The 18,338-nt window shown below is 68.1% G+C and carries 19 protein-coding genes; 7 read left to right on the top strand and 12 right to left on the bottom strand.

Annotated features, from left to right (window positions below):
* Positions 1-14: 14 nt before the first annotated feature.
* Together ON21_RS26190 and ON21_RS26185 are read left to right on the top strand one after the other, a co-directional pair.
* Positions 15-3,968, top strand: coding sequence for a DNA-directed RNA polymerase subunit beta' (locus ON21_RS26190; protein ID WP_039801988.1), 3,954 nt, complete (start codon positions 15-17; stop codon positions 3,966-3,968).
* Between the two features lie 110 nt (positions 3,969-4,078).
* A complete protein-coding gene (locus ON21_RS26185) occupies positions 4,079-4,354 on the top strand; it encodes a hypothetical protein (protein WP_174372207.1) in 276 nt (91 codons plus the stop codon).
* Between the two features lie 213 nt (positions 4,355-4,567).
* On the opposite strand, the gene ON21_RS26180 is transcribed toward ON21_RS26185, so the two are convergent.
* The gene (locus ON21_RS26180) at positions 4,568-5,578 is read right to left on the bottom strand and encodes an aldo/keto reductase (protein ID WP_039801986.1); all 1,011 of its coding nucleotides are present in this window, start codon (positions 5,576-5,578) and stop codon (positions 4,568-4,570) included.
* A 101-nt stretch (positions 5,579-5,679) separates the two neighbouring features.
* On the opposite strand from ON21_RS26180, the gene ON21_RS26175 reads away from it, so the two are divergent.
* Positions 5,680-6,534 (top strand): helix-turn-helix transcriptional regulator, encoded by an 855-nt coding sequence (locus ON21_RS26175; RefSeq protein WP_039801984.1) that lies wholly within the window; start codon positions 5,680-5,682, stop codon positions 6,532-6,534.
* Here ON21_RS26175 and ON21_RS26170 read toward each other — a convergent pair.
* The gene (locus ON21_RS26170) at positions 6,531-7,154 is read right to left on the bottom strand and encodes a DUF8020 domain-containing protein (protein WP_039801982.1); all 624 of its coding nucleotides are present in this window, start codon (positions 7,152-7,154) and stop codon (positions 6,531-6,533) included. The genes ON21_RS26175 and ON21_RS26170 overlap by 4 nt on opposite strands.
* A gap of 135 nt (positions 7,155-7,289) precedes the next feature.
* Here ON21_RS26170 and ON21_RS26165 point away from each other — a divergent pair, with 135 nt between their 5' ends.
* Together ON21_RS26165 and ON21_RS26160 are read left to right on the top strand one after the other, a co-directional pair.
* Positions 7,290-7,622: an ArsR/SmtB family transcription factor gene (locus tag ON21_RS26165; protein ID WP_039801981.1), complete on the top strand. Its 333-nt coding sequence runs from the start codon at positions 7,290-7,292 to the stop codon at positions 7,620-7,622.
* On the top strand, positions 7,619-8,095 hold the full coding sequence (locus ON21_RS26160) for an SRPBCC family protein (protein ID WP_039801979.1): 477 nt from the start codon (positions 7,619-7,621) through the stop codon (positions 8,093-8,095). The genes ON21_RS26165 and ON21_RS26160 overlap by 4 nt, the downstream gene beginning before the upstream one ends.
* Positions 8,096-8,270: 175 nt before the next feature.
* Here ON21_RS26160 and ON21_RS26155 read toward each other — a convergent pair whose 3' ends face one another.
* The 7 genes from ON21_RS26155 to ON21_RS26125 form a co-directional block, all read right to left on the bottom strand.
* The gene (locus ON21_RS26155) at positions 8,271-9,260 is read right to left on the bottom strand and encodes a pirin family protein (protein ID WP_039801976.1); all 990 of its coding nucleotides are present in this window, start codon (positions 9,258-9,260) and stop codon (positions 8,271-8,273) included.
* A complete protein-coding gene (locus ON21_RS26150) occupies positions 9,257-10,051 on the bottom strand; it encodes an N-acetyltransferase (protein ID WP_039801974.1) in 795 nt (264 codons plus the stop codon). The genes ON21_RS26155 and ON21_RS26150 overlap by 4 nt, the downstream gene beginning before the upstream one ends.
* A 131-nt stretch (positions 10,052-10,182) precedes the next feature.
* A complete protein-coding gene (locus tag ON21_RS26145) occupies positions 10,183-10,476 on the bottom strand; it encodes a putative quinol monooxygenase (RefSeq protein WP_039801972.1) in 294 nt (97 codons plus the stop codon).
* A gap of 26 nt (positions 10,477-10,502) precedes the next feature.
* Positions 10,503-11,513, bottom strand: a complete 1,011-nt coding sequence (locus ON21_RS26140; RefSeq protein ID WP_039801970.1) for an aldo/keto reductase — start codon at positions 11,511-11,513, stop codon at positions 10,503-10,505.
* Positions 11,510-11,968 (bottom strand): MerR family transcriptional regulator, encoded by a 459-nt coding sequence (locus tag ON21_RS26135; RefSeq protein ID WP_039801968.1) that lies wholly within the window; start codon positions 11,966-11,968, stop codon positions 11,510-11,512. Before ON21_RS26135 ends, ON21_RS26140 begins: the two co-directional genes overlap by 4 nt.
* 141 nt (positions 11,969-12,109) lie before the next feature.
* Positions 12,110-12,994, bottom strand: coding sequence for an alpha/beta fold hydrolase (locus ON21_RS26130; RefSeq protein WP_039801966.1), 885 nt, complete (start codon positions 12,992-12,994; stop codon positions 12,110-12,112).
* 159 nt (positions 12,995-13,153) lie between these two features.
* Complete coding sequence (locus ON21_RS26125; RefSeq protein ID WP_039801963.1) at positions 13,154-13,525, bottom strand: glyoxalase superfamily protein; 372 nt, start codon at positions 13,523-13,525, stop codon at positions 13,154-13,156.
* 58 nt (positions 13,526-13,583) lie between these two features.
* Between ON21_RS26125 and ON21_RS26120 the strand changes: the two genes are divergently transcribed.
* Positions 13,584-13,787, top strand: a complete 204-nt coding sequence (locus tag ON21_RS26120; RefSeq protein ID WP_039801961.1) for a hypothetical protein — start codon at positions 13,584-13,586, stop codon at positions 13,785-13,787.
* Between the two features lie 24 nt (positions 13,788-13,811).
* Here ON21_RS26120 and ON21_RS26115 read toward each other — a convergent pair whose 3' ends face one another.
* The gene (locus ON21_RS26115) at positions 13,812-14,303 is read right to left on the bottom strand and encodes a SixA phosphatase family protein (protein WP_039801959.1); all 492 of its coding nucleotides are present in this window, start codon (positions 14,301-14,303) and stop codon (positions 13,812-13,814) included.
* A gap of 181 nt (positions 14,304-14,484) precedes the next feature.
* Between ON21_RS26115 and ON21_RS26110 the strand changes: the two genes are divergently transcribed.
* Entirely contained in the window at positions 14,485-16,155 is a 1,671-nt protein-coding gene (locus ON21_RS26110; protein WP_039801957.1) for an FAD-dependent oxidoreductase, read from the top strand.
* Positions 16,156-16,507: 352 nt separating this feature from the next.
* On the opposite strand, the gene ON21_RS26105 is transcribed toward ON21_RS26110, so the two are convergent.
* Positions 16,508-17,293 carry an acyl-[acyl-carrier-protein] thioesterase gene (locus ON21_RS26105; RefSeq protein WP_039801955.1) on the bottom strand — a complete coding sequence of 262 codons (786 nt, stop codon included), beginning with the start codon at positions 17,291-17,293 and terminating at the stop codon, positions 16,508-16,510.
* A gap of 235 nt (positions 17,294-17,528) precedes the next feature.
* A partial coding sequence (locus tag ON21_RS40255; RefSeq protein ID WP_039801953.1) for a transglycosylase SLT domain-containing protein occupies positions 17,529-18,338 on the bottom strand: 810 nt, incomplete at its 5' end.

The following is an 18,338-nucleotide window of genomic DNA, read 5'->3' as shown; positions in this document are numbered from 1 at the left end:
GGAAAGGAAGTTACGTGCTAGACGTCAACTTCTTCGATGAACTTCGGATCGGCCTCGCCACCGCCGACGACATCCGTCAGTGGTCCTACGGCGAGGTGAAGAAGCCGGAGACCATCAACTACCGCACGCTCAAGCCGGAGAAGGACGGCCTGTTCTGCGAGAAGATCTTCGGTCCCACCCGGGACTGGGAGTGCTACTGCGGAAAGTACAAGCGCGTCCGCTTCAAGGGCATCATCTGTGAGCGCTGTGGCGTCGAGGTGACTCGCGCCAAGGTGCGCCGCGAGCGCATGGGCCACATCGAGCTGGCCGCTCCGGTCACCCACATCTGGTACTTCAAGGGCGTGCCCTCGCGCCTGGGCTACCTGCTCGACCTGGCGCCGAAGGATCTGGAGAAGATCATCTACTTCGCCGCCTACGTCATCGTGGCGGTCGACGAGGAGCTGCGGCACAACGAGCTGTCCACGCTCGAGGCCGAGATGGAGGTCGAGAAGAAGGCGGTCGCCGACCAGCGCGACGCCGACCTCGAGGCCCGCGCCCAGAAGCTCGAGGCCGACCTGGCCGAGCTGGAGGCGGAAGGCGCCAAATCAGACGTCCGCCGCAAGGTCAAGGACGGCGGCGAGCGTGAGATGCGCCAGCTCCGCGACCGTGCCCAGCGCGAGCTGGACCGGCTGGAGGAGATCTGGAACACCTTCACCAAGCTGGCGCCCAAGCAGCTCATCGTCGACGAGGTGCTCTACCGCGAGCTGGTCGACCGCTATGGCGAGTACTTCACCGGCGCGATGGGCGCGGAGTCCATCCAGAAGCTGATGGAGAGCTTCGACATCGAGGCCGAGGCCGAGTCGCTGCGCGAGACCATCCGCACCGGCAAGGGCCAGAAGAAGCTGCGCGCGCTCAAGCGGCTCAAGGTCGTCGCGGCGTTCCAGGCCAACGGCAACTCGCCGATGGGCATGGTGCTCGACGCCGTTCCGGTGATCCCGCCGGAGCTGCGCCCGATGGTTCAGCTCGACGGTGGCCGGTTCGCCACCTCGGACCTGAACGACCTGTACCGTCGCGTGATCAACCGCAACAACCGCCTCAAGCGACTGATCGACCTCGGCGCGCCCGAGATCATCGTCAACAACGAGAAGCGGATGCTGCAGGAGTCCGTCGACGCCCTGTTCGACAACGGCCGCCGCGGCCGTCCGGTCACCGGACCGGGCAACCGTCCGCTCAAGTCGCTGTCCGACCTGCTCAAGGGCAAGCAGGGCCGCTTCCGTCAGAACCTGCTCGGTAAGCGCGTCGACTACTCCGGCCGTTCGGTCATCGTCGTCGGTCCGCAGCTGAAGCTGCACCAGTGCGGTCTGCCGAAGCTGATGGCGCTGGAGCTGTTCAAGCCGTTCGTGATGAAGCGCCTGGTCGATCTGAACCACGCGCAGAACATCAAGTCGGCCAAGCGAATGGTGGAGCGGCAGCGGCCGCAGGTGTGGGACGTCCTCGAAGAGGTCATCGCCGAACACCCCGTGCTGCTCAACCGCGCGCCCACCCTGCACCGTCTCGGTATCCAGGCCTTCGAGCCGCAGCTGGTGGAAGGCAAGGCCATCCAGCTGCACCCGCTGGTCTGTGAAGCGTTCAACGCCGACTTCGACGGTGACCAGATGGCCGTGCACCTGCCGCTGTCGGCGGAGGCGCAGGCCGAGGCTCGCGTGCTGATGCTGTCGTCGAACAACATCCTGTCGCCCGCCTCGGGCCGCCCGCTGGCCATGCCGCGTCTGGACATGGTGACCGGCCTGTACTACCTGACCCGTCTGGAAGAGGGCGCGAAGGGCTCCTACCAGCCGGCCACCGCCGATGGTCCGGAGCAGGGCGTGTACTCCTCGCCAGCCGAGGCGCAGATGGCGGTGGACCGCGGTGAGCTCACCGTGCGTTCGCTGATCAAGGTCCGGCTGACCGACCAGCGTCCGCCGAAGGACGTCGAAGCGCGGCTGTTCCCGGAGGGCTGGCGCCGCGGCGACGCGTGGACCATCGAGACCACGCTGGGCCGGGTGCTGTTCAACGAGCTGCTGCCGGTGGACTACGCGTTCATCAACGAGCAGATGCCCAAGAAGCGTCAGGCGACGATCATCAACGATCTCGCCGAGCGTTACCCGATGATCGTGGTCGCGCAGACCGTCGACAAGCTCAAGGACGCCGGCTTCTACTGGGCCACGCGTTCCGGCGTGACGGTTTCCATGTCCGACGTGCTGGTGCCGCCGGAGAAGGCCGAGATCATGGAGCGCTACGAGGCGCAGTCGGATCAGATCGAGAAGAAGTACCAGCGTGGTGCGCTCGATCACCAGGAGCGCAACAACGCCCTGGTCAAGATCTGGCAGGAGGCGACCGAGGAGGTCGGTAAGGCGCTGCGCGCGCACTACCCGGCCGACAACCCGATCATCACGATCGTCGACTCGGGCGCCACGGGTAACTTCACCCAGACCCGTACCCTCGCCGGTATGAAGGGCCTGGTGACGAACCCGAAGGGTGAGTTCATCCCGCGGCCGATCAAGTCCTCCTTCCGTGAGGGCCTGACGGTTCTGGAGTACTTCATCAACACCCACGGCGCTCGTAAGGGTCTGGCCGACACCGCGCTGCGCACCGCCGACTCGGGTTACCTGACCCGTCGTCTGGTGGACGTCTCGCAGGACGTCATCGTCCGTGAGCACGACTGCGGCACCGAGCGCGGCATCGTGGTGCCGATCGCGGAGAAGCAGCTCGACGGCTCGATCATCCGCGACGCGCACGTGGAGACCTCCACCTACGCGCGCACGCTCGCGTCCGACGCGCTCGACGCGCAGGGCAACGTCATCGTGGCGAAGGGCGCCGATCTCGGCGATCCGGCGCTGGAGGCGCTGCTGGAGGCCGGCATCACCGAGGTGAAGGTTCGCTCCGTGCTGACCTGCACCACCGGCACCGGCGTGTGCGCGACCTGCTACGGCCGCTCGATGGCGACCGGCAAGCTGGTCGACATCGGTGAGGCCGTCGGTATCGTCGCCGCGCAGTCCATCGGTGAGCCCGGTACCCAGCTGACCATGCGCACCTTCCACCAGGGTGGTGTCGCGGGTGACGACATCACCGGCGGTCTGCCCCGTGTGCAGGAGCTGTTCGAGGCGCGCGTGCCGAAGGGCAAGGCGCCCATCGCCGAGGTCTCCGGTCGCGTGCGGCTGGAGGACGACGATCGCTTCTACAAGATCACCATCATCCCGGATGACGGTGGCGAAGAGGTTGTCTACGACAAGCTCTCGAAGCGGCAGCGTCTGCGTGTGTTCAAGCACGACGACGGCACCGAGCGCCTGCTCTCCGACGGTGACCACGTCGAGGTCGGCCAGCAGCTGCTGGAAGGCGCGGCGGATCCGCACGAGGTGCTGCGCATCATGGGCCCCCGGCAGGTCCAGGTCCACTTGGTCCACGAGGTCCAGGAGGTCTACCGCTCGCAGGGTGTGTCGATCCACGACAAGCACATCGAGGTCATCGTGCGCCAGATGCTGCGTCGCGTGACGATCATCGACTCGGGCGCCACGGAGTTCCTGCCCGGCTCGCTCACCGAGCGCGCCGAGTTCGAGGCCGCCAACCGTCGCGTCGTCGCCGAGGGCAACGAGCCCGCGGCGGGTCGCCCGGTGCTGATGGGTATCACCAAGGCGTCGCTGGCCACCGACTCGTGGCTGTCGGCGGCGTCCTTCCAGGAGACCACCCGAGTTCTGACGGACGCGGCGATCAACTGCCGCTCCGACAAGCTCATCGGCCTCAAGGAGAACGTGATCATCGGCAAGCTGATCCCGGCCGGTACCGGTATCAACCGCTACCGCAACATCCAGGTGCAGCCGACCGAGGAAGCCCGTGCCGCCGCGTACGCGGTGCCGTCCTACGACGACACCTACTACAGCCCGGACAGCTTCGGTCAGACCACCGGCGCCGCGGTTCCGCTGGACGACTACGGCTTCAGCGACTACCGCTGATCCGTCGGCCGTAAGGCATCCGGCCCCCGCTCCGTTCTGGAGCGGGGGCCGGACTCGTTTCGCGAGATCTGCACGCCGCGGTGTTGTTCGGGATGGCGGAGACGGCGGCGATGGGCGCGTCGGTGTCGGGCATCGTCGATCTGATGAGAAATACGTTCATCGTCGCCAAGGACGGGCGTATCGAGTACAAAGCCCGTGCGAAAGGGGAAGCGGGGCCGTTCCGGGCCACTTCCGCGTTCTCCGACGAGACGTTGGCGAAGATGCGGGCGGATATCGAGGCCCGAGTGCCGCTCGAACTGGAGGTGCCGGTGGACATCACCGACGCCACTGGAAAGGCCGTTGCCGCAGCGGCATTCACAGCCGTGCTGCGTCCGCGTCGGTCCTGATCGCGCCGGGGATGCTCCGCTCGGAATGACCGGCGGTGCGCCACGGCCAGGGGCCGATACGTTGGGAGTGAGCCGCCAAGCGCTCAACAAGGGGATGGCCACGGCAACACCGTGGTCCGGGGCGTTTGAGATAGGAGGTTCGAACCGGGGTGGGCTACCCCGCGCGGAGGGTGGTCCCAAGCGCGGCCAGGCGACCACGCTCCGGACCCGATCTCACTGTTCGCTGTCGAGCATCGCCATCTGTGCCGTGGCGTAGCGTTCGCCGGCGACCCGGTCGGCGGGTACCGCCGCATCGATGGTGGACAGCTCCTCATCGGTGAGCGAGAGGTCCAGTGCACCAACGGCTTCCGCCAAGCGTTCGCGTCGGCGGGTACCGATGAGCGGCACGATGTCCGCGCCGCGGGTCAGCGCCCAGGCGATGGCCAGTTGCGCCACCGAGGCGCCCCTGCGGGCCGCGATCTCGTTGAGCGCGCGGACCAATTCCAGATTCCGGTCCAGGTTCTCGCCCTGGAAACGCGGGCTGTGTGCGCGGAAATCGTTCGGAGCGAAGGTGGCGCCGGGCTGGATCGCGTCGCTGAGCAGACCGCGCGAGAGCACGCCGTAGGCCGTGATGCCGATGCCGAGTTCGCGGCAGACGGGCAGGATGCGCTCCTCGATCCCCCGGGAGAGCAGCGAATACTCGATCTGCAGGTCCACGACGGGATGTACGGCCGCCGCGCGCCGGATGGTTTCCGGGCCGACTTCGGACAGGCCCACATGGCGCACGTACCCGGCCTCGATCAGTTCGCCGATGGCGCCGATGGTGTCCTCGATCGGCACCTGCGGATCCAGCCGGGCGGGGCGGTAGATGTCGATGTGGTCGACGCCGAGCCGCTGGAGGCTGTAGGTCAGGAAGTTGCGCAGCGCGGCAGGCCGGTTGTCCAGGCCGACGAACGCGCCGTCGGGTCCGCGCAGCGCGCCGAACTTCACGCTCAGCACCACGTCCTCGCGGGGACGTTCGGCGATGGCCTTGCCGATCAGCATCTCGTTGTGGCCCGCGCCGTAGAAATCGCCGGTGTCGATGAGATTGACGCCGGAGTCGAGCGCCGCATGGATCGTCGCGGTCGACTCGGCGTCATCGGTGGCGCCGTATGCGCCGGACATGCTCATCGCCCCGAGGCCGATGCGGCTGACGGTCGGACCGGTGGCTCCCAGCCGCACTTCGTCGATCTTCGTTGTCGTCATGGGACCAGCCTGCGCCGGTCGCGAGCGATGCGGGAGAGATCGTTTATCGGGGGAGTGGCGATCCCTGGCTGAGCACGCCGTTTCGGGGGACAGTAAGGGGCATGGACCGCCCAGAACTCGCCGATTTCCTGCGCCGCCGCCGGGAGCAGCTCACGCCCGCCGACGTGGGGCTGGCGCCCGGCATCCGGCGGCGTACGCCGGGGCTGCGCCGCGACGAGGTCGCCTTGCTCGCGGGCATCTCGACCGATTACTACACCCGGCTCGAGCAGTCACGCGGTCCGCGTCCGTCCACCCAGGTGCTCGCCTCGCTCGCACGCGCTCTGCGTTTCGGCAACGACGAACGCGACCACCTCTACCATCTGTGCGACCATGCCCCGCCGGGGCGCGAGACGACCGACAAGCACGTGGGCCCCGGCCTGATGCACCTGCTCGCCAAGCTCGACGACACCGCGGCCACGGTCGTCACCGATCTCGGCGAGGTGCTCGTGCAGAACCGGATGCACACGTTGCTGGTCGGCGATCACGGCGAACGGCGCGGCTGGGATCGGTACTACTCCTACCGCTGGTTCACCGATCCCTCCTCGCGCGCGAACTTCCCCGAGGAGGATTGGGACCGGCTCAGCCGCCATCATGTCGCGGATCTGCGCGCCACGGCCGCACGCCGGGCGGCCGATGCCGACGTGATCGAACTCGTCGCGCGACTGCGTTCCGACAGCACCGAATTCGACCGGCTCTGGGACGAACACCAAGTAGCCGTGCGCCTTTCGGATATCAAACGCATCCTGCATCCGCAGGTCGGCCTGATCGACATCGTCTGCGAAACCTTGCTCACGCCCAATGCCGCCCAGCGCCTGCTGGTCTACCTACCGCGCCCGGGCACGGACGCGGCCGAGAAGCTCGACCTGCTGCGCGTGATCGGCACGCAGCGGCTGACGCCCGCCGACCGGCTCGACTAGGGCGCGGTGACGTACTCGAGCGCCGCGTCGACGGCAGGCTGTCCACCGCCGATGACGTACCCGGCCATCGCGCCGATCGCGGCGCCCGCGACCGCGGCGACGGGGACCGTGATGAAGTCGATCACGAACAGGCCGAGCGGGAATCCGACGATGAAGCCGATGGCGGCGCCGATGCCCGCGCCCGCCAGGATGGTCGGCATGACCTTCTCGGCCTCGGCGTAGAACCGCTCCTGGGCGCCGATGTCGCGCACCGGTCCGTCGGTCATCGCGACCGGCGCGACGGTGAGGCGATGGCCCGCGTCCTCCAGTACGGGTCGCAGCGCCACCCGCTGGTCGCCGATGCGCAGCGTCATCGGCAGGGCGGCGACGATCTGGCCGTCGCGATCGGCGACCGTCACCACCCGGTCGTCGTGGGTCAGCTCGAACGTTCCGTCCTGGAGGGTCGCCACCGCGGCACGGCGATCTTCGCTGGCGGCGACCTCGTAGGCGACCTGATGGAACGTGCCGTGCAGGTCGAGCGGCGCGTCGGCGAGCGCGGGCTGCGCGTGCGCGGCGCTCGTGGTGAGTGCGGTGGCAGCCAACGCAACCAGGGTCGTCGCGGTGAATTGAGAGATCCTCATCGTGCTCTTTCCGTGTCCCGCCCCCGTGTCCGGTTCGTCCGGACAAGATACCGCTCGGCGGGCTCGATCAGAAGGGTTGAGCCAGTGCGAAATTCCCTCTTGACGTCCGCGCCCTTCTGCGAAACACTGAACTAGATGGTTCAGTATGACTTCTTGGACGCTTCCTTCGGGGCGCTCGCGGATCCCACCCGGCGTGGCATCCTCGAACGCCTCGGCAGTGGGCCCGCGACCGTCAGCGAGCTGGCGGAGCGCTTCGAGATGACGCTCACCGGCATCAAGAAGCACATCCAGTTGCTGGAGGCGGCGGGCATGGTGGTCACGGAGAAACGTGGCCGGGTGCGGTACTGCCGCCTCGGCGACAACGTCTTCGACCGCGAAGTGGCCTGGATGCAGGGCTACCGGCGGATGGTGGAAGCGCGGCTGGACCGTCTCGGCGAATTCCTCGGACGAACGGAGCAGGAGCGATGAGCACAACCACGAACGACGCGGTCATCACGGCCGACACCGACCGCACGATTCACATCGAGCGGATCTTCGACGCACCGCGCGAGCGCGTGTGGGACGCCTACAGCAGGATCGAACAGCTCGCCCAGTGGTGGGGTCGCGGCAACCGGCTCGACATCGAGCGCTGGGAGTTCCGTGCCGGAGGGCATTGGCGCTTCGTCGAGCACGCCGACGGGGAAGCTCACGGCTTCGAGGGCCGCTTCCGCGAGATCACCCCGCAGGAGCGCATCGTGTACTCCTTCGAGTGGGACGGCATGCCCGCCCACGTGGCGATCGACAGCGTCAGCTTCGTCGATCTCGGCGACGGCCGCACCAAGGTGGTCACCGACGGTCAGTTCCACACGCCGCAAGAGCGGGACGGCATGCTGCAGTCCGGCATGGAGTCCGGGCTCAACGAGAGCTACCGCGCACTGGACGCGCTGCTCGCCCGCGGCTGAATCCGTGCGCTTCGGCTCCGGTCGCGGAGCCGAAGCGTGTGGTCGATGCCATCACCGGGATCGGCGGCCGGGGCACGCATACCGCCGCCGTCCGGCTCCGGCCGCTGGGCCGAGGTGGGGCGGCGCTGACGACGGCGCCAGGGCTGCCAGGAGCCGGATGAGACGGCGGCGGGGTTCAGTCCCGGGCCGGGCCGATCCGGCGCTTGCGCGGCTTCAGGTGCAGTCCGGGCAGCGGCGGCGCGGGTATGCGCTGCCGCGGGGTGTGGCCCGCGATATCGGCGAACCGGGTGACGTCGTGATGCTCCCAATCGGCGCGGGCGGCGACGATGTCCTCGTGGCTGCGGCCGACGAAGTTCCACCACATCACCAGTTCTTCGCCGAACGGTTCCCCGCCGATCAACGCGAAGTGCGCGCCGCCGGAACTGGTGAGCCGGAGTTCGTCGCGTTCGGTGCCCAGGTACAGCAGCGGTCCGGGAGCGAGTTCATGGCCCGCGACGGTCACCTCACCCTCGATCACCAGCACGGCGTGCTCGAAACGAGGCTCGAGCGGGAGCGCGACATCGGCTCCGGGCTCGAGCCGCACGTCGGCGCCGACGATGGGCGTGTAGGCGATGGCGGGTGAGGTCTGACCGGCCAGTGATCCGATCAGCACGATCGCCCGCAGGCCGGGCGTGTCGACGACCGGCAGTTCCCGGTGCTGTTCGAAATGCGGGGCGATGCCGGTGCGATCGCCCGGCAGCGCGATCCACAGCTGCAAGCCGTGCCCGGCCGGAGCGCCGGGCACCGCGTACTCGGAATGCGCGATGCCGCGCCCTGAGGTCATCAGGTTGAGCTGACCGGGTTCGATCTCCACGTCCGACCCGACCGAGTCGCGATGCCGGATGCGGCCTTCGAACGGCCAGGTCACGGTTTGCAGGCCGATGTGCGGATGCGGGTCGATGTCCGGCGGAGCGTCGGTCTTGGTGACCGTCGGCGAGCCGAAGTGGTCCAGGAAGCACCACGCGCCGACGGTAGGCAGATCGCGCTGCGGCAGCACACGTTCGACGTACACGCCGCGCACGCCGCCGAGCGGCACCTCGCGGGCCGGATACCGCTCCGCGACCGGGCCGGGGCCCGCTGCGGGTTCACACAGCGTCTCGGCCGGGCGCGGATCCAGATCACTCACCGATCGACGCCTTTGCCGATCACGTGCTTGTCGTAGTCGGGGTGCTTGTCCAGGTACGCCTTGATGAACGGGCACACCGGGCGGATCACCCGTCCCCGCTCGATGACGTCCTCGATCGCGCTCTTGGCCAGGACCGAGCCGAGGCCCTTCCCGGAGAACGCGCCGTCGACCTCGGTGTGCGTGAACACCGTCTCGTCGTCGCGTTCCTCGTAGTCGGCGAAGCCGGCCTGCTCCCCGCCGTAGAACACCTCGTAGCGATGCCGCTCGTCATTGCGGACGACCTTGGATTCCGAAGCCGATTCGGTCATGGTTCCCTTCTCCTTCCGTGCGCGGACCGGGTGACTGCTGAGAATCGAGACCCGGTTGAACGCGCCGATCGTGGTGGCCACCCAGATGACGACCGACAGCTGATCATCCGTCAGATACCGGCGAGCGGAAGCGTACTCACGCTCGATGGCGCGCTCGTCCGGAAGCGTCGCGGTCACTTCCGCGATCGCGAGCACGGCCTGCTCGAACGGGGTGTACGTGCCGCCGCGTCGCCACCCCGGCAGCACCGCGATCTCCTGCTCGGTGGCCCCGGCCGCCAAGGCGGCCCGGTAGTGCACGTCGAGGCAGTACGCGCAGCCGTTGATCTGGGAGACGCGCAGGTTGATCAGTTCGATGATCCGGCGATCCAGCCCCACCGCCGCCGCGGCGGCCCTGACCTCGCTCGCGACGCCGTTCAGCGCGCGGAACGCGGTCGGCGTCCGCTTGTCGATCCAGACGCGGTCTCGTGGTGCTTCGGGGCTCATATTCGTGGGATGTTAGCCGCCGCAGGTGAACGGCGCAGACGGGCCGGGCTGGATAAGCGGACTTCGGTCCGGGGTCGAAGACGCCGCCTGTGGTGGTCCGGGACCGTGCACGGCCCGGACCACCACAGCGCTCACCCGACCTCGATGAACCGTCGCAGCTGGAACGGTTCGACCAGAACGTCCTGCAACGCCGTGGCCAAGGCCTTCAGGTGCGGCGTCTGGAAGTGCGCCGCCAAGGCGTCCTCATCGGCCCACTCCTCCAGCAGCACCATCCGGCTCTCGTCGGTGGGATGCAGGTAGAGCTCGTAACCGACGCAGCCCTCCTCGGCGAGCGTCGGTTTGATCATGCCCTGCAGCAGATCCTTCAGCTCCGCCGCACGACCCGGCTTGGCGGTGAATCGAACGTTGAGCGTCAACGTCGGCATGAGCGTCTCCTGATCTCGTGGGTGGGTTATTCCCGGCCCGCCGACGTGAAAGACATGTCCGCGTACCGGGTGCCGGTCACCTGACTCGCGATCGGCTCCAGTGTCGCCAGCTCGTCGGCGGTGAGCGAAATGGTCGCGGCGGCCACGTTGTCAGCGAGCCGGGTGCGGCTGCGCGTGCCGGGAATCGGGACCACCGCGAGGTCGTGCACGCCGGCCTGTGCGTGCACCCAGGCCAGCGCCACCTGCGCCAGGCTGATGCCGCGCGCCTCGGCGATGGCCCGCAGCGGGCCGAGCAACTCGGCGTTGCGCGCCGCGTTCTCGCCGGTGAAGCGCGGCATCGTGGAACGGAAATCGCTCGTGTCCGCGGTGCCGGTGAACGATCCGGTCAGGAAGCCGCGACCCAGCGGCGAGTACGGCACGAAGGTCACACCCAGCTCCGCGGCCGCGGGCACCACGGTGCGTTCGACGTCCCGGGAGAACAGCGACCATTCCGACTGCACGGCCGCGATCGGATGCACCGCGTGCGCCGCCCGCAGTTCGGCGCCCGTCACCTCGGACAGGCCGAGCGCGCGGACCTTGCCTTCGCGCACCAACTCCGCCATCGCGCCGACCGTGTCCTCGATCGGCACGGCGGGGTCCTTGCGGTGCATGTAGTACAGATCGATGGTGTCGACCCGCAGCCTGCGCAGGCTGCCTTCCACCGCGGCGCGGATGTAGGCGGGGGAGTTGTCGAAGCCACGGTAGGCCGGGTCATCGGCCTTGCGGACGATCCCGAACTTGGTGGCGATCACCAGCCGGTCGCGCTCGGCGCCGACGAAATCGCTGAGGAATTCCTCGTTGTGCCCGGCGCCGTACACATCGGCCGTGTCGAACAGGGTGACACCCAGTTCCAGCGCGCGATCCAGGGTCGCCCTGGATTCGGTGAGATCGCTCGGCCCGTAGAACTCGCTCATGCCCATGCAGCCCAGACCCTGCGTCCCCACCTCGATGCCGCTGGTCCCCAGGGTGGTGGTGGGCAGGCTGTCCGTGCTTGTCATAGCTTGATCCCTTCGCTGTCGTGCGCGGTGACCATGGCCTGCGGATCTGCCTCGAGTTTGCCCTCGTACAGGGCGATCTTGTAGTCCAGCACGGCCACGGTCTGACGAAGTTCATCGATCTTGGCGAGTACCTCGGCGCGGGTGTGCCGGAACATCTCCAGCCGTTGCGGGAGTGTGGCGTCTCCCGTTCGCACCAGCTCGGCGTAGCGAACCATGTCCGCCACCGACATGCCGGTCGTGCGCAGCCGCCCGATCAGCGCCAGCCATTCCAGATCCCGGTCGCTGAAGCGGCGCTTGCCGGAGTGGTCCCGGCCGATGTAGTCCATCAGCCCGATCCGTTCGTACCAGCGCAAGGTATCCCGGCTCAGGCCCGAACGCTCGGACACCTCGCCGATCGAATACCGCGGCAGCTCCCGGTCGTCGCTCGCGGTCACCGGAGACGCGGTTTCGCTCATGCCCGAACCTCGCTGACGCGGTTCACTCGCTGACGCTCGCTCACTGCACTCGCCCTTCTCGTTGAACACTGACGACGCTAATCACCTGGAGTGCACTCCAAGCAAGACCAATTCTCCGGCTGTTTCCCGCGGCCGTCGAGATCACCGCGTGACCGGCTCCGCGCCCCGCCGCGCGACGGTGTCGACGAAGTCGGCGACCAGCGGGGCTATCTCCGGGAGGAACTCCTCGAGCGCGAAATGCCCGGTATCGAAGACGTGCAGATCGGCGTCCGGTAGGTCGCGGAGATAGGCGTGTGCGCCCGGCTCGGGAAAGAAGGCGTCGTTGCGTCCCCAGACGATCAGCGTGGGCGGACGGTACGTCCGCAGCCAGTGCTGCCACTCGGGGTAGAGCTCGACGTTGGAGTGGTAGTCCAAGCCGAGCGCGATCTGTGCCCGCTGCCGCTCGGGACGGTCCAGGAAGTACTGGTCCAGCACCCAGCCGTCCGGTGCGACGAGCTCGGAATCGGTGGTGCCGCCCAGGTACTGGCTCTGGGTCACCGGCAAGGTGAGGATCTGCCGGATGTTCTCCTCGGCGCCGGGCACGCCCGGCCGGTTGGCGACGGTCTGACGCGCGAGTTCGGACAGCCCCTCGGTGTAGGCGTTGGCGTTCTGGATCACCAAGCCCGCGATGCGCTCCGGTCGCCTGGTGGCCAGCCGGAAGCCGACCGGACCGCCGAAGTCGAAGACGTACATGACGAACCGGGTCGAGCCGAGCGCGTCGACGAAACCTTCCAGGACGTCGGCGAGCGAGTCGAACGAGTAGTGGAAGTCGGCGGGCGCCTCGGTGTGCCCGAAGCCGGGGTAGTCCGGCGCGACGACGTGGTAGCGGTCGCCGAGGGCGTCGATGAGTCTGCGGAACTGATGGGAAGCGGACGGAAAGCCGTGCAGCAGGAGCAGCGTGGGGGCGTCGGCCGGTCCGGCCGTTCGATAGAAGACGCGCACGCCGTCGACCTCGACGAACCGGTGCGAGACCCGGGCGATGTTCACAGGACCACCTAAACGAGAGGAAATTTGCCTCAGGATCGTGACAGGCCTGACGGGAATTCGCTCGTCACCGGCGAACCGGTCGACGACGCGGTGGCCGAACGCGCGGCAACGCTCGCCGCCCGGGCGGGGTGCTCCGGGCGGCCGAGGGACGCGCGTCGGTCAGCTGCTGTAGTCGGGCAGCTGCTGGACCGCCCATTTGTTGCCGTCCGGATCGGCGAAGAAGGTGAACAGGCCCCAGCTGAGGTCCTCGACCGGCGTTGCGTCCACGCCGGCGGCGATCAACTGCTGGTAGGCGTCCTCCGCGCTGGCGACCACCATCTGCATGCCGCGGACGCTGCCCGGCGCCGCGTCGGTGATGCCCTCGCCCAGACAGATCGAGCAGCCGGAGCCGGGCGGAGTCAGCTGGACGAAGCGCAGGTTCTCGTTGACCCGGTGGTCGTGGTCGGCGTTGAAGCCGATCTTGGTGTAGAAGTCCTTGGCGCGGTCGACATCGGTTACCGGGATGGCGACGAGCTCGATTTTCCAATCCATCGGGCGAGCATTCCACCGTGCACCGACAAAGTCCCCGTTTCCGGCCTACCCTGGGCACATGCCTGGAAAGGACATCGACCGGATCAGGGCTCGTTCGGCCTGGGCGACGGTCAAGGAAAGCCCGGTGATCACCGCGATAGCGATCGCGCCGTTCGCGCTCGCGCTCGGCGTGGTGTGGTGGTTGTTCGGGGGACTCGCCGCGTTCGCGCTGCTGCTCGTGCTCGGTGCGGTCGTCGTGGTCGGCGGCAGGTTACTGCGCTGACCGCGCGTGGCGAATCGCGTGCGGTCAGCGCGGGATGTGGAATCGCACCAGCTCACCGGTACCCGGATCGACGTCCGCCCAGTCGCGGTCGAAGCGCAGTACCGCGAGCGCTGAAGTCGGGAACTTCCGGCTGAGTTCGACCGCAGGGGCGCTGTCGCGATTGCTCGCCAGTTCCCAAGCCGTCCACGGCATGCCCGGCGCGTGGCCGACGACCAGCAGTGTCGCCACGTCGTCGTCGCTGAGGCGGACGAGCTCGATGAGCGTCTCCGGCGCCGCCCCGTAGATCCCGGGCTCGAACACGACCGGCGCCTCGACGCCGGTGGCCGACAGCGTCTGCCTGGTTCGCGTGGCGGTGGAGCAACGCACGGCGTCGATCGGCGGCTGGGTCGCGCGCAACCACTCGCCCGCGAGTCCGGCCTCGCGCCTGCCCCGCGGCGCCAGCGGTCGCTCGTGATCGTCGACGCCGTCCGGGTAGGCCGACTTGCCGTGCCGCATCAGGATCAGAGTCCGCGCCATGGAGATACGGTAAGCCCTCCGGGCGAGAGGTCTCGACCACACTCGAGGCAAACTGAAAGCGGCATCACATCACGCGCCGCCGTGGGCGACCCTCGCGGCGGACGTGACGGACGCCGCTCATCTGTCCACCACAACCCCTGGGTGGCCACAGCCCACGTACTTCTTCGAGGATCAGCACAATATGGCCTACGTAATCACGCAGCGTTGTTGCAACGACGCCAGCTGCGTCTCCGAGTGCCCGGTCGACTGCATCCGTCCCACTCCGGACCAGCCGGAGTTCGCGACGACCGAGATGCTCTACATCGACCCCGACACCTGTATCGACTGCGGCGCCTGTGTCGACGCGTGCCCGGTGGAGGCCATCTTCTCCGAGGACGACCTGACCGCGTCGCTGGCGCGATTCCGCGACATCAATGCCGCCTATTTCCAACGGCATCCGCTGGAATCGAACTTCGATCCGATCGTCACGCCCTCGCGTCCGCCGAAGGAGCTGGGCACTCTGCGCGTCGCGATCGTCGGCGCCGGGCCCGCGGCCTGCTACGCGGCCGACGAACTGCTCCGCAGGGCCGACGTGGAAGTCGAGATGTTCGACCGGCTGCCCACCCCGTGGGGTCTGGTGCGGGCGGGTGTCGCGCCCGACCATCCGGGCACCAAGACGGTCTCGGGCATGTTCGAGTCCGCGTTCCGCCGCGAGACGCTGCAGTACTACCTCAATGTCGAAGTGGGCACGCACATCTCGCACGAGGAACTGCTGCGCCACCACCACGCCGTGATCTACGCGGTCGGCGCCTCCAGCGATCGCAGGATGGGCATCCCGGGCGAGGACCTGCCGGGCAGCCACTCCGCCACCGAGTTCGTCGCCTGGTACAACGGCCATCCCGACTACGCCGACCGGACCTTCGACCTGTCCGGCGAGCGTGCGGTGATCGTCGGCAACGGCAATGTCGCCTTGGACGTGGCGCGCGTGCTGACCGTCGATCCGGACGAACTCGCCAAGACCGATATCGCCGATCACGCGCTGGACGCTCTGCGGAAGAGCAATATCCGCGAGGTGGTCGTGCTCGGGAGGCGCGGTCCGCTGCAGGCGGCCTACACCTCGCCGGAGTTCCTCGCGCTCGCACATCTGAAGGGCGTGGATGTCGTCGTGGACGAGACCGATCTGGAACTCGACCACGCCAGCCAGGCGATCGTGGACGACCCGGAGATCGAGCCGTCGCTGGCGTTGAAGTACACCCTGGCCAAGGAGTACGCGGGCGGTCGCAGGGCCGAGGGCAACAAGCGGATCGTGTTCCGCTATCTGACCTCGCCCGCCGCGCTCACCGGCACCGATCGGGTGGAGTCCATCGAGATCGTGCACAACGAGATGTTCGAAGAAGACGGTCAGCTGGTGGCGCGGCCGACCGACCGCACCGAGAGCATCGAGACCTCGCTGGTGCTGCGCTCCATCGGCTACCGCGGCGAGCGGATCGGCGAGCTGCCGTTCGACGAGCGGCGCGGCGTCGTGCCGAACGAGCACGGCCGGGTCGTCGGCGACGACGGGACGCTGCTGAGCGGCGTGTACGTCAGCGGATGGATCAAGCGGGGACCACGCGGCGTCATCGGTTCCAACCGGACCGACGCCGAGGAGACGGTGGAGTTGCTGCTCGCCGACTTCACCGCGGGCAAACTCGCCGCTCCGCAGGCCGACCGCGCCGCGCTGAAGGCGCTGCTCGCCGAGCGCCAGGCCGACTTGGTGGACCGTGCGGGCTGGCGGGCGATCGACCAGGCGGAAAAGTCCGCGGGCAAGTCCGCAGGCCGCCCGCGGGTCAAGTTCACCACCCGCGAAGACCTGCTCAAAGCCGCCCGCGGCTGACGATCCAGGACGCCGGTCGGATCACCCACGACCCGACCGGCTCCCTTCGCTGATCGCCGACGATCCGAGCGATTGCTCAGGAGCCCGCCCGACGATGCGCCAACCGTGCAGCGACGCAGCCGCCACGGGTCCGGTTCGGCGAGCAACCGGCCGGATCATTCGGCCGGACCGGCCGCTCCGCGGGCGCGGACCGGCGAACCGCTCGCGCAGCCGCCCCAGCGGCAACGGATTCAACGGAACCGGCCGACTGGTCTCGCAAGCACATGGGTAACTCACCGGGTACGCCCAAAAACCGAGCGGCACCCCACGCAGGACCTCAACGCGAATCCCGCGTCAACCTGACTGGTACGGCCTAAATACCCGGAGAGGCGGGCAGGGGCATGATGCGGACCACCGTCGTGGTGGTCCCGCCGACGACGAACCACAGCCGCAGCACCGGCTGGCCGCTCCGGTCCCCGGGTTCGTACCGGCTGCGCACGCTGACGTGCTGGCGGGCCAGTACCGGCGCCACGTATTCGATCACCGCGCGATGCGGACCCGCGAGCAGTTTCGGATATTCGACCAGGAACTGTTCCACCGCTTGCCAGTAGCAGGCGTTGTTGACGTGGTTGTACTGATCGATGTCGGTGGCGCGCACCGGGAACGGTAAATCGGTGTCCGACTCCGGCGGTGTGGCATCGGTCAGGTAGGGCCGCCACCGCAAGCGGTGCTCGGTGGACGTACGGGCGAGGTAGGCGAGGCCATCGTCGCTGATCCGCGCGGGCATGCCGGTGGACTCGCTGATATTGATCCAGAAGCCCTCGGTCTCGATCAGCCCGCCGTTGCCGCTGGTGATCCGCACGCGCATGTTGGTCCACCGGGTGGACATCGCCGAGCACCAGCGCAGCAGGCGCACCTCATCCGGCCACAGAATCGGCCGGATCACGTCGATCACCGTGCGCCGGACGATCCAGTTCGGGTCGGTCCGATGGAAGAACGTCGAATGCAGATTTTCCCAGGCGATATCTTGCAGGTAGCGGGCGACGGCGTCGAACCGCAACCGGTTGTAGGGATCCACATCGCCAGCCCGGACGGGCCACGCCGAAGCAAAGCCCATGCCCTCCTGGGGAAGCGGGGCGAGTGGCTGATCGAGTGACACTTGTGCTCCTCGCGCTGCACGGTGTGCCGCGTTTTCTTCGTGCGGTGCTGTTGTGACGACTTTACGGGGCGTACGTCACACCCTCGCGTCGAGCCGTCCGTACCTCCTTAATAGTCCGTCTGCCGGGATCTGGGCCAGCAGAAACGAGGTCTTGCGTGCACGGGGCCGGGCGCGAGAGCGCGGCGGGTGGCCCACGGCGGCGGCTCGACGGGCACAGGTCATGGCCGTGAACGGGTCAGTAACCCTGGTACGCGCCGCCCGAGTTCACGGCGGCGACACCGGGGACGTTGCCGAGCGAACCGTAGCGGTCGATCGAGTACCGCACGCCTGCGATGATGTTGTCCACCGGGTTCCAGACGTCGTCGTGGCCGGGGGCCTTGTAGGCGTTGAACGTGCTGTCGATGGTCTGCATCAGACCTTTCGACGGATGCCCGGCCATCCAGTTGCTGTCCCAGCGGTTCTCCGCGTACGGATTGCCCGCGGACTCGTGCTCGATGATCAGGGCGATGGCCCGCTCGTCGATCTCCGCCGGGTCGTACCCCATCGCGATGAGCTTCTGCTTCGCCTCGGCGATCCATTGCGCGACCTCACCGGTCGGCATGGGGCCGGTGGGCGCGGAGGAACTCGGGCCGCCGTGATGCGGCGTGCTCGACGAGGTGCCGTGTGTTCCCGAATCGTTGTGCCCGGACATCAGCTGGCTCGATCGGTGCGACTGGCTCGATTGGTGCGACGAAGGTGCGGCGACCGGGGTCCCCGACGCGGCGGCCGGTGCGGTGGCGGCAGGGGTGGTGGGGGCCGCAGGCACGCCGGAACCGGGCTCACCGAGCCCGGCGAACGCCGCCTCCAATTTCCCGACCGCGCCCTCGACCTGCGTCTTCGCCTGGTTCGCCACGTCGTCGGCGGTCTTCAAGGCGTTGGTCAGCTCCCAGGTCCGCGAGGCCGCCTGGAGTGCTTCCTGGAACACGAGCCCCTCGACATCGGCTTTGTCCGCGTGCGAGCGCAGATAGTCGATCCGCGTCTTGGCGTCCACGGTGCCGTTGGGCGC

Origin of the sequence: Nocardia araoensis NBRC 100135 (genome assembly GCF_000308435.1) — a bacterium.
GTDB lineage: Bacteria > Actinomycetota > Actinomycetes > Mycobacteriales > Mycobacteriaceae > Nocardia > Nocardia araoensis.
Note: the sequence above shows the minus strand (reverse complement) of the source record. Positions and strands in the feature narration are given on the sequence as shown.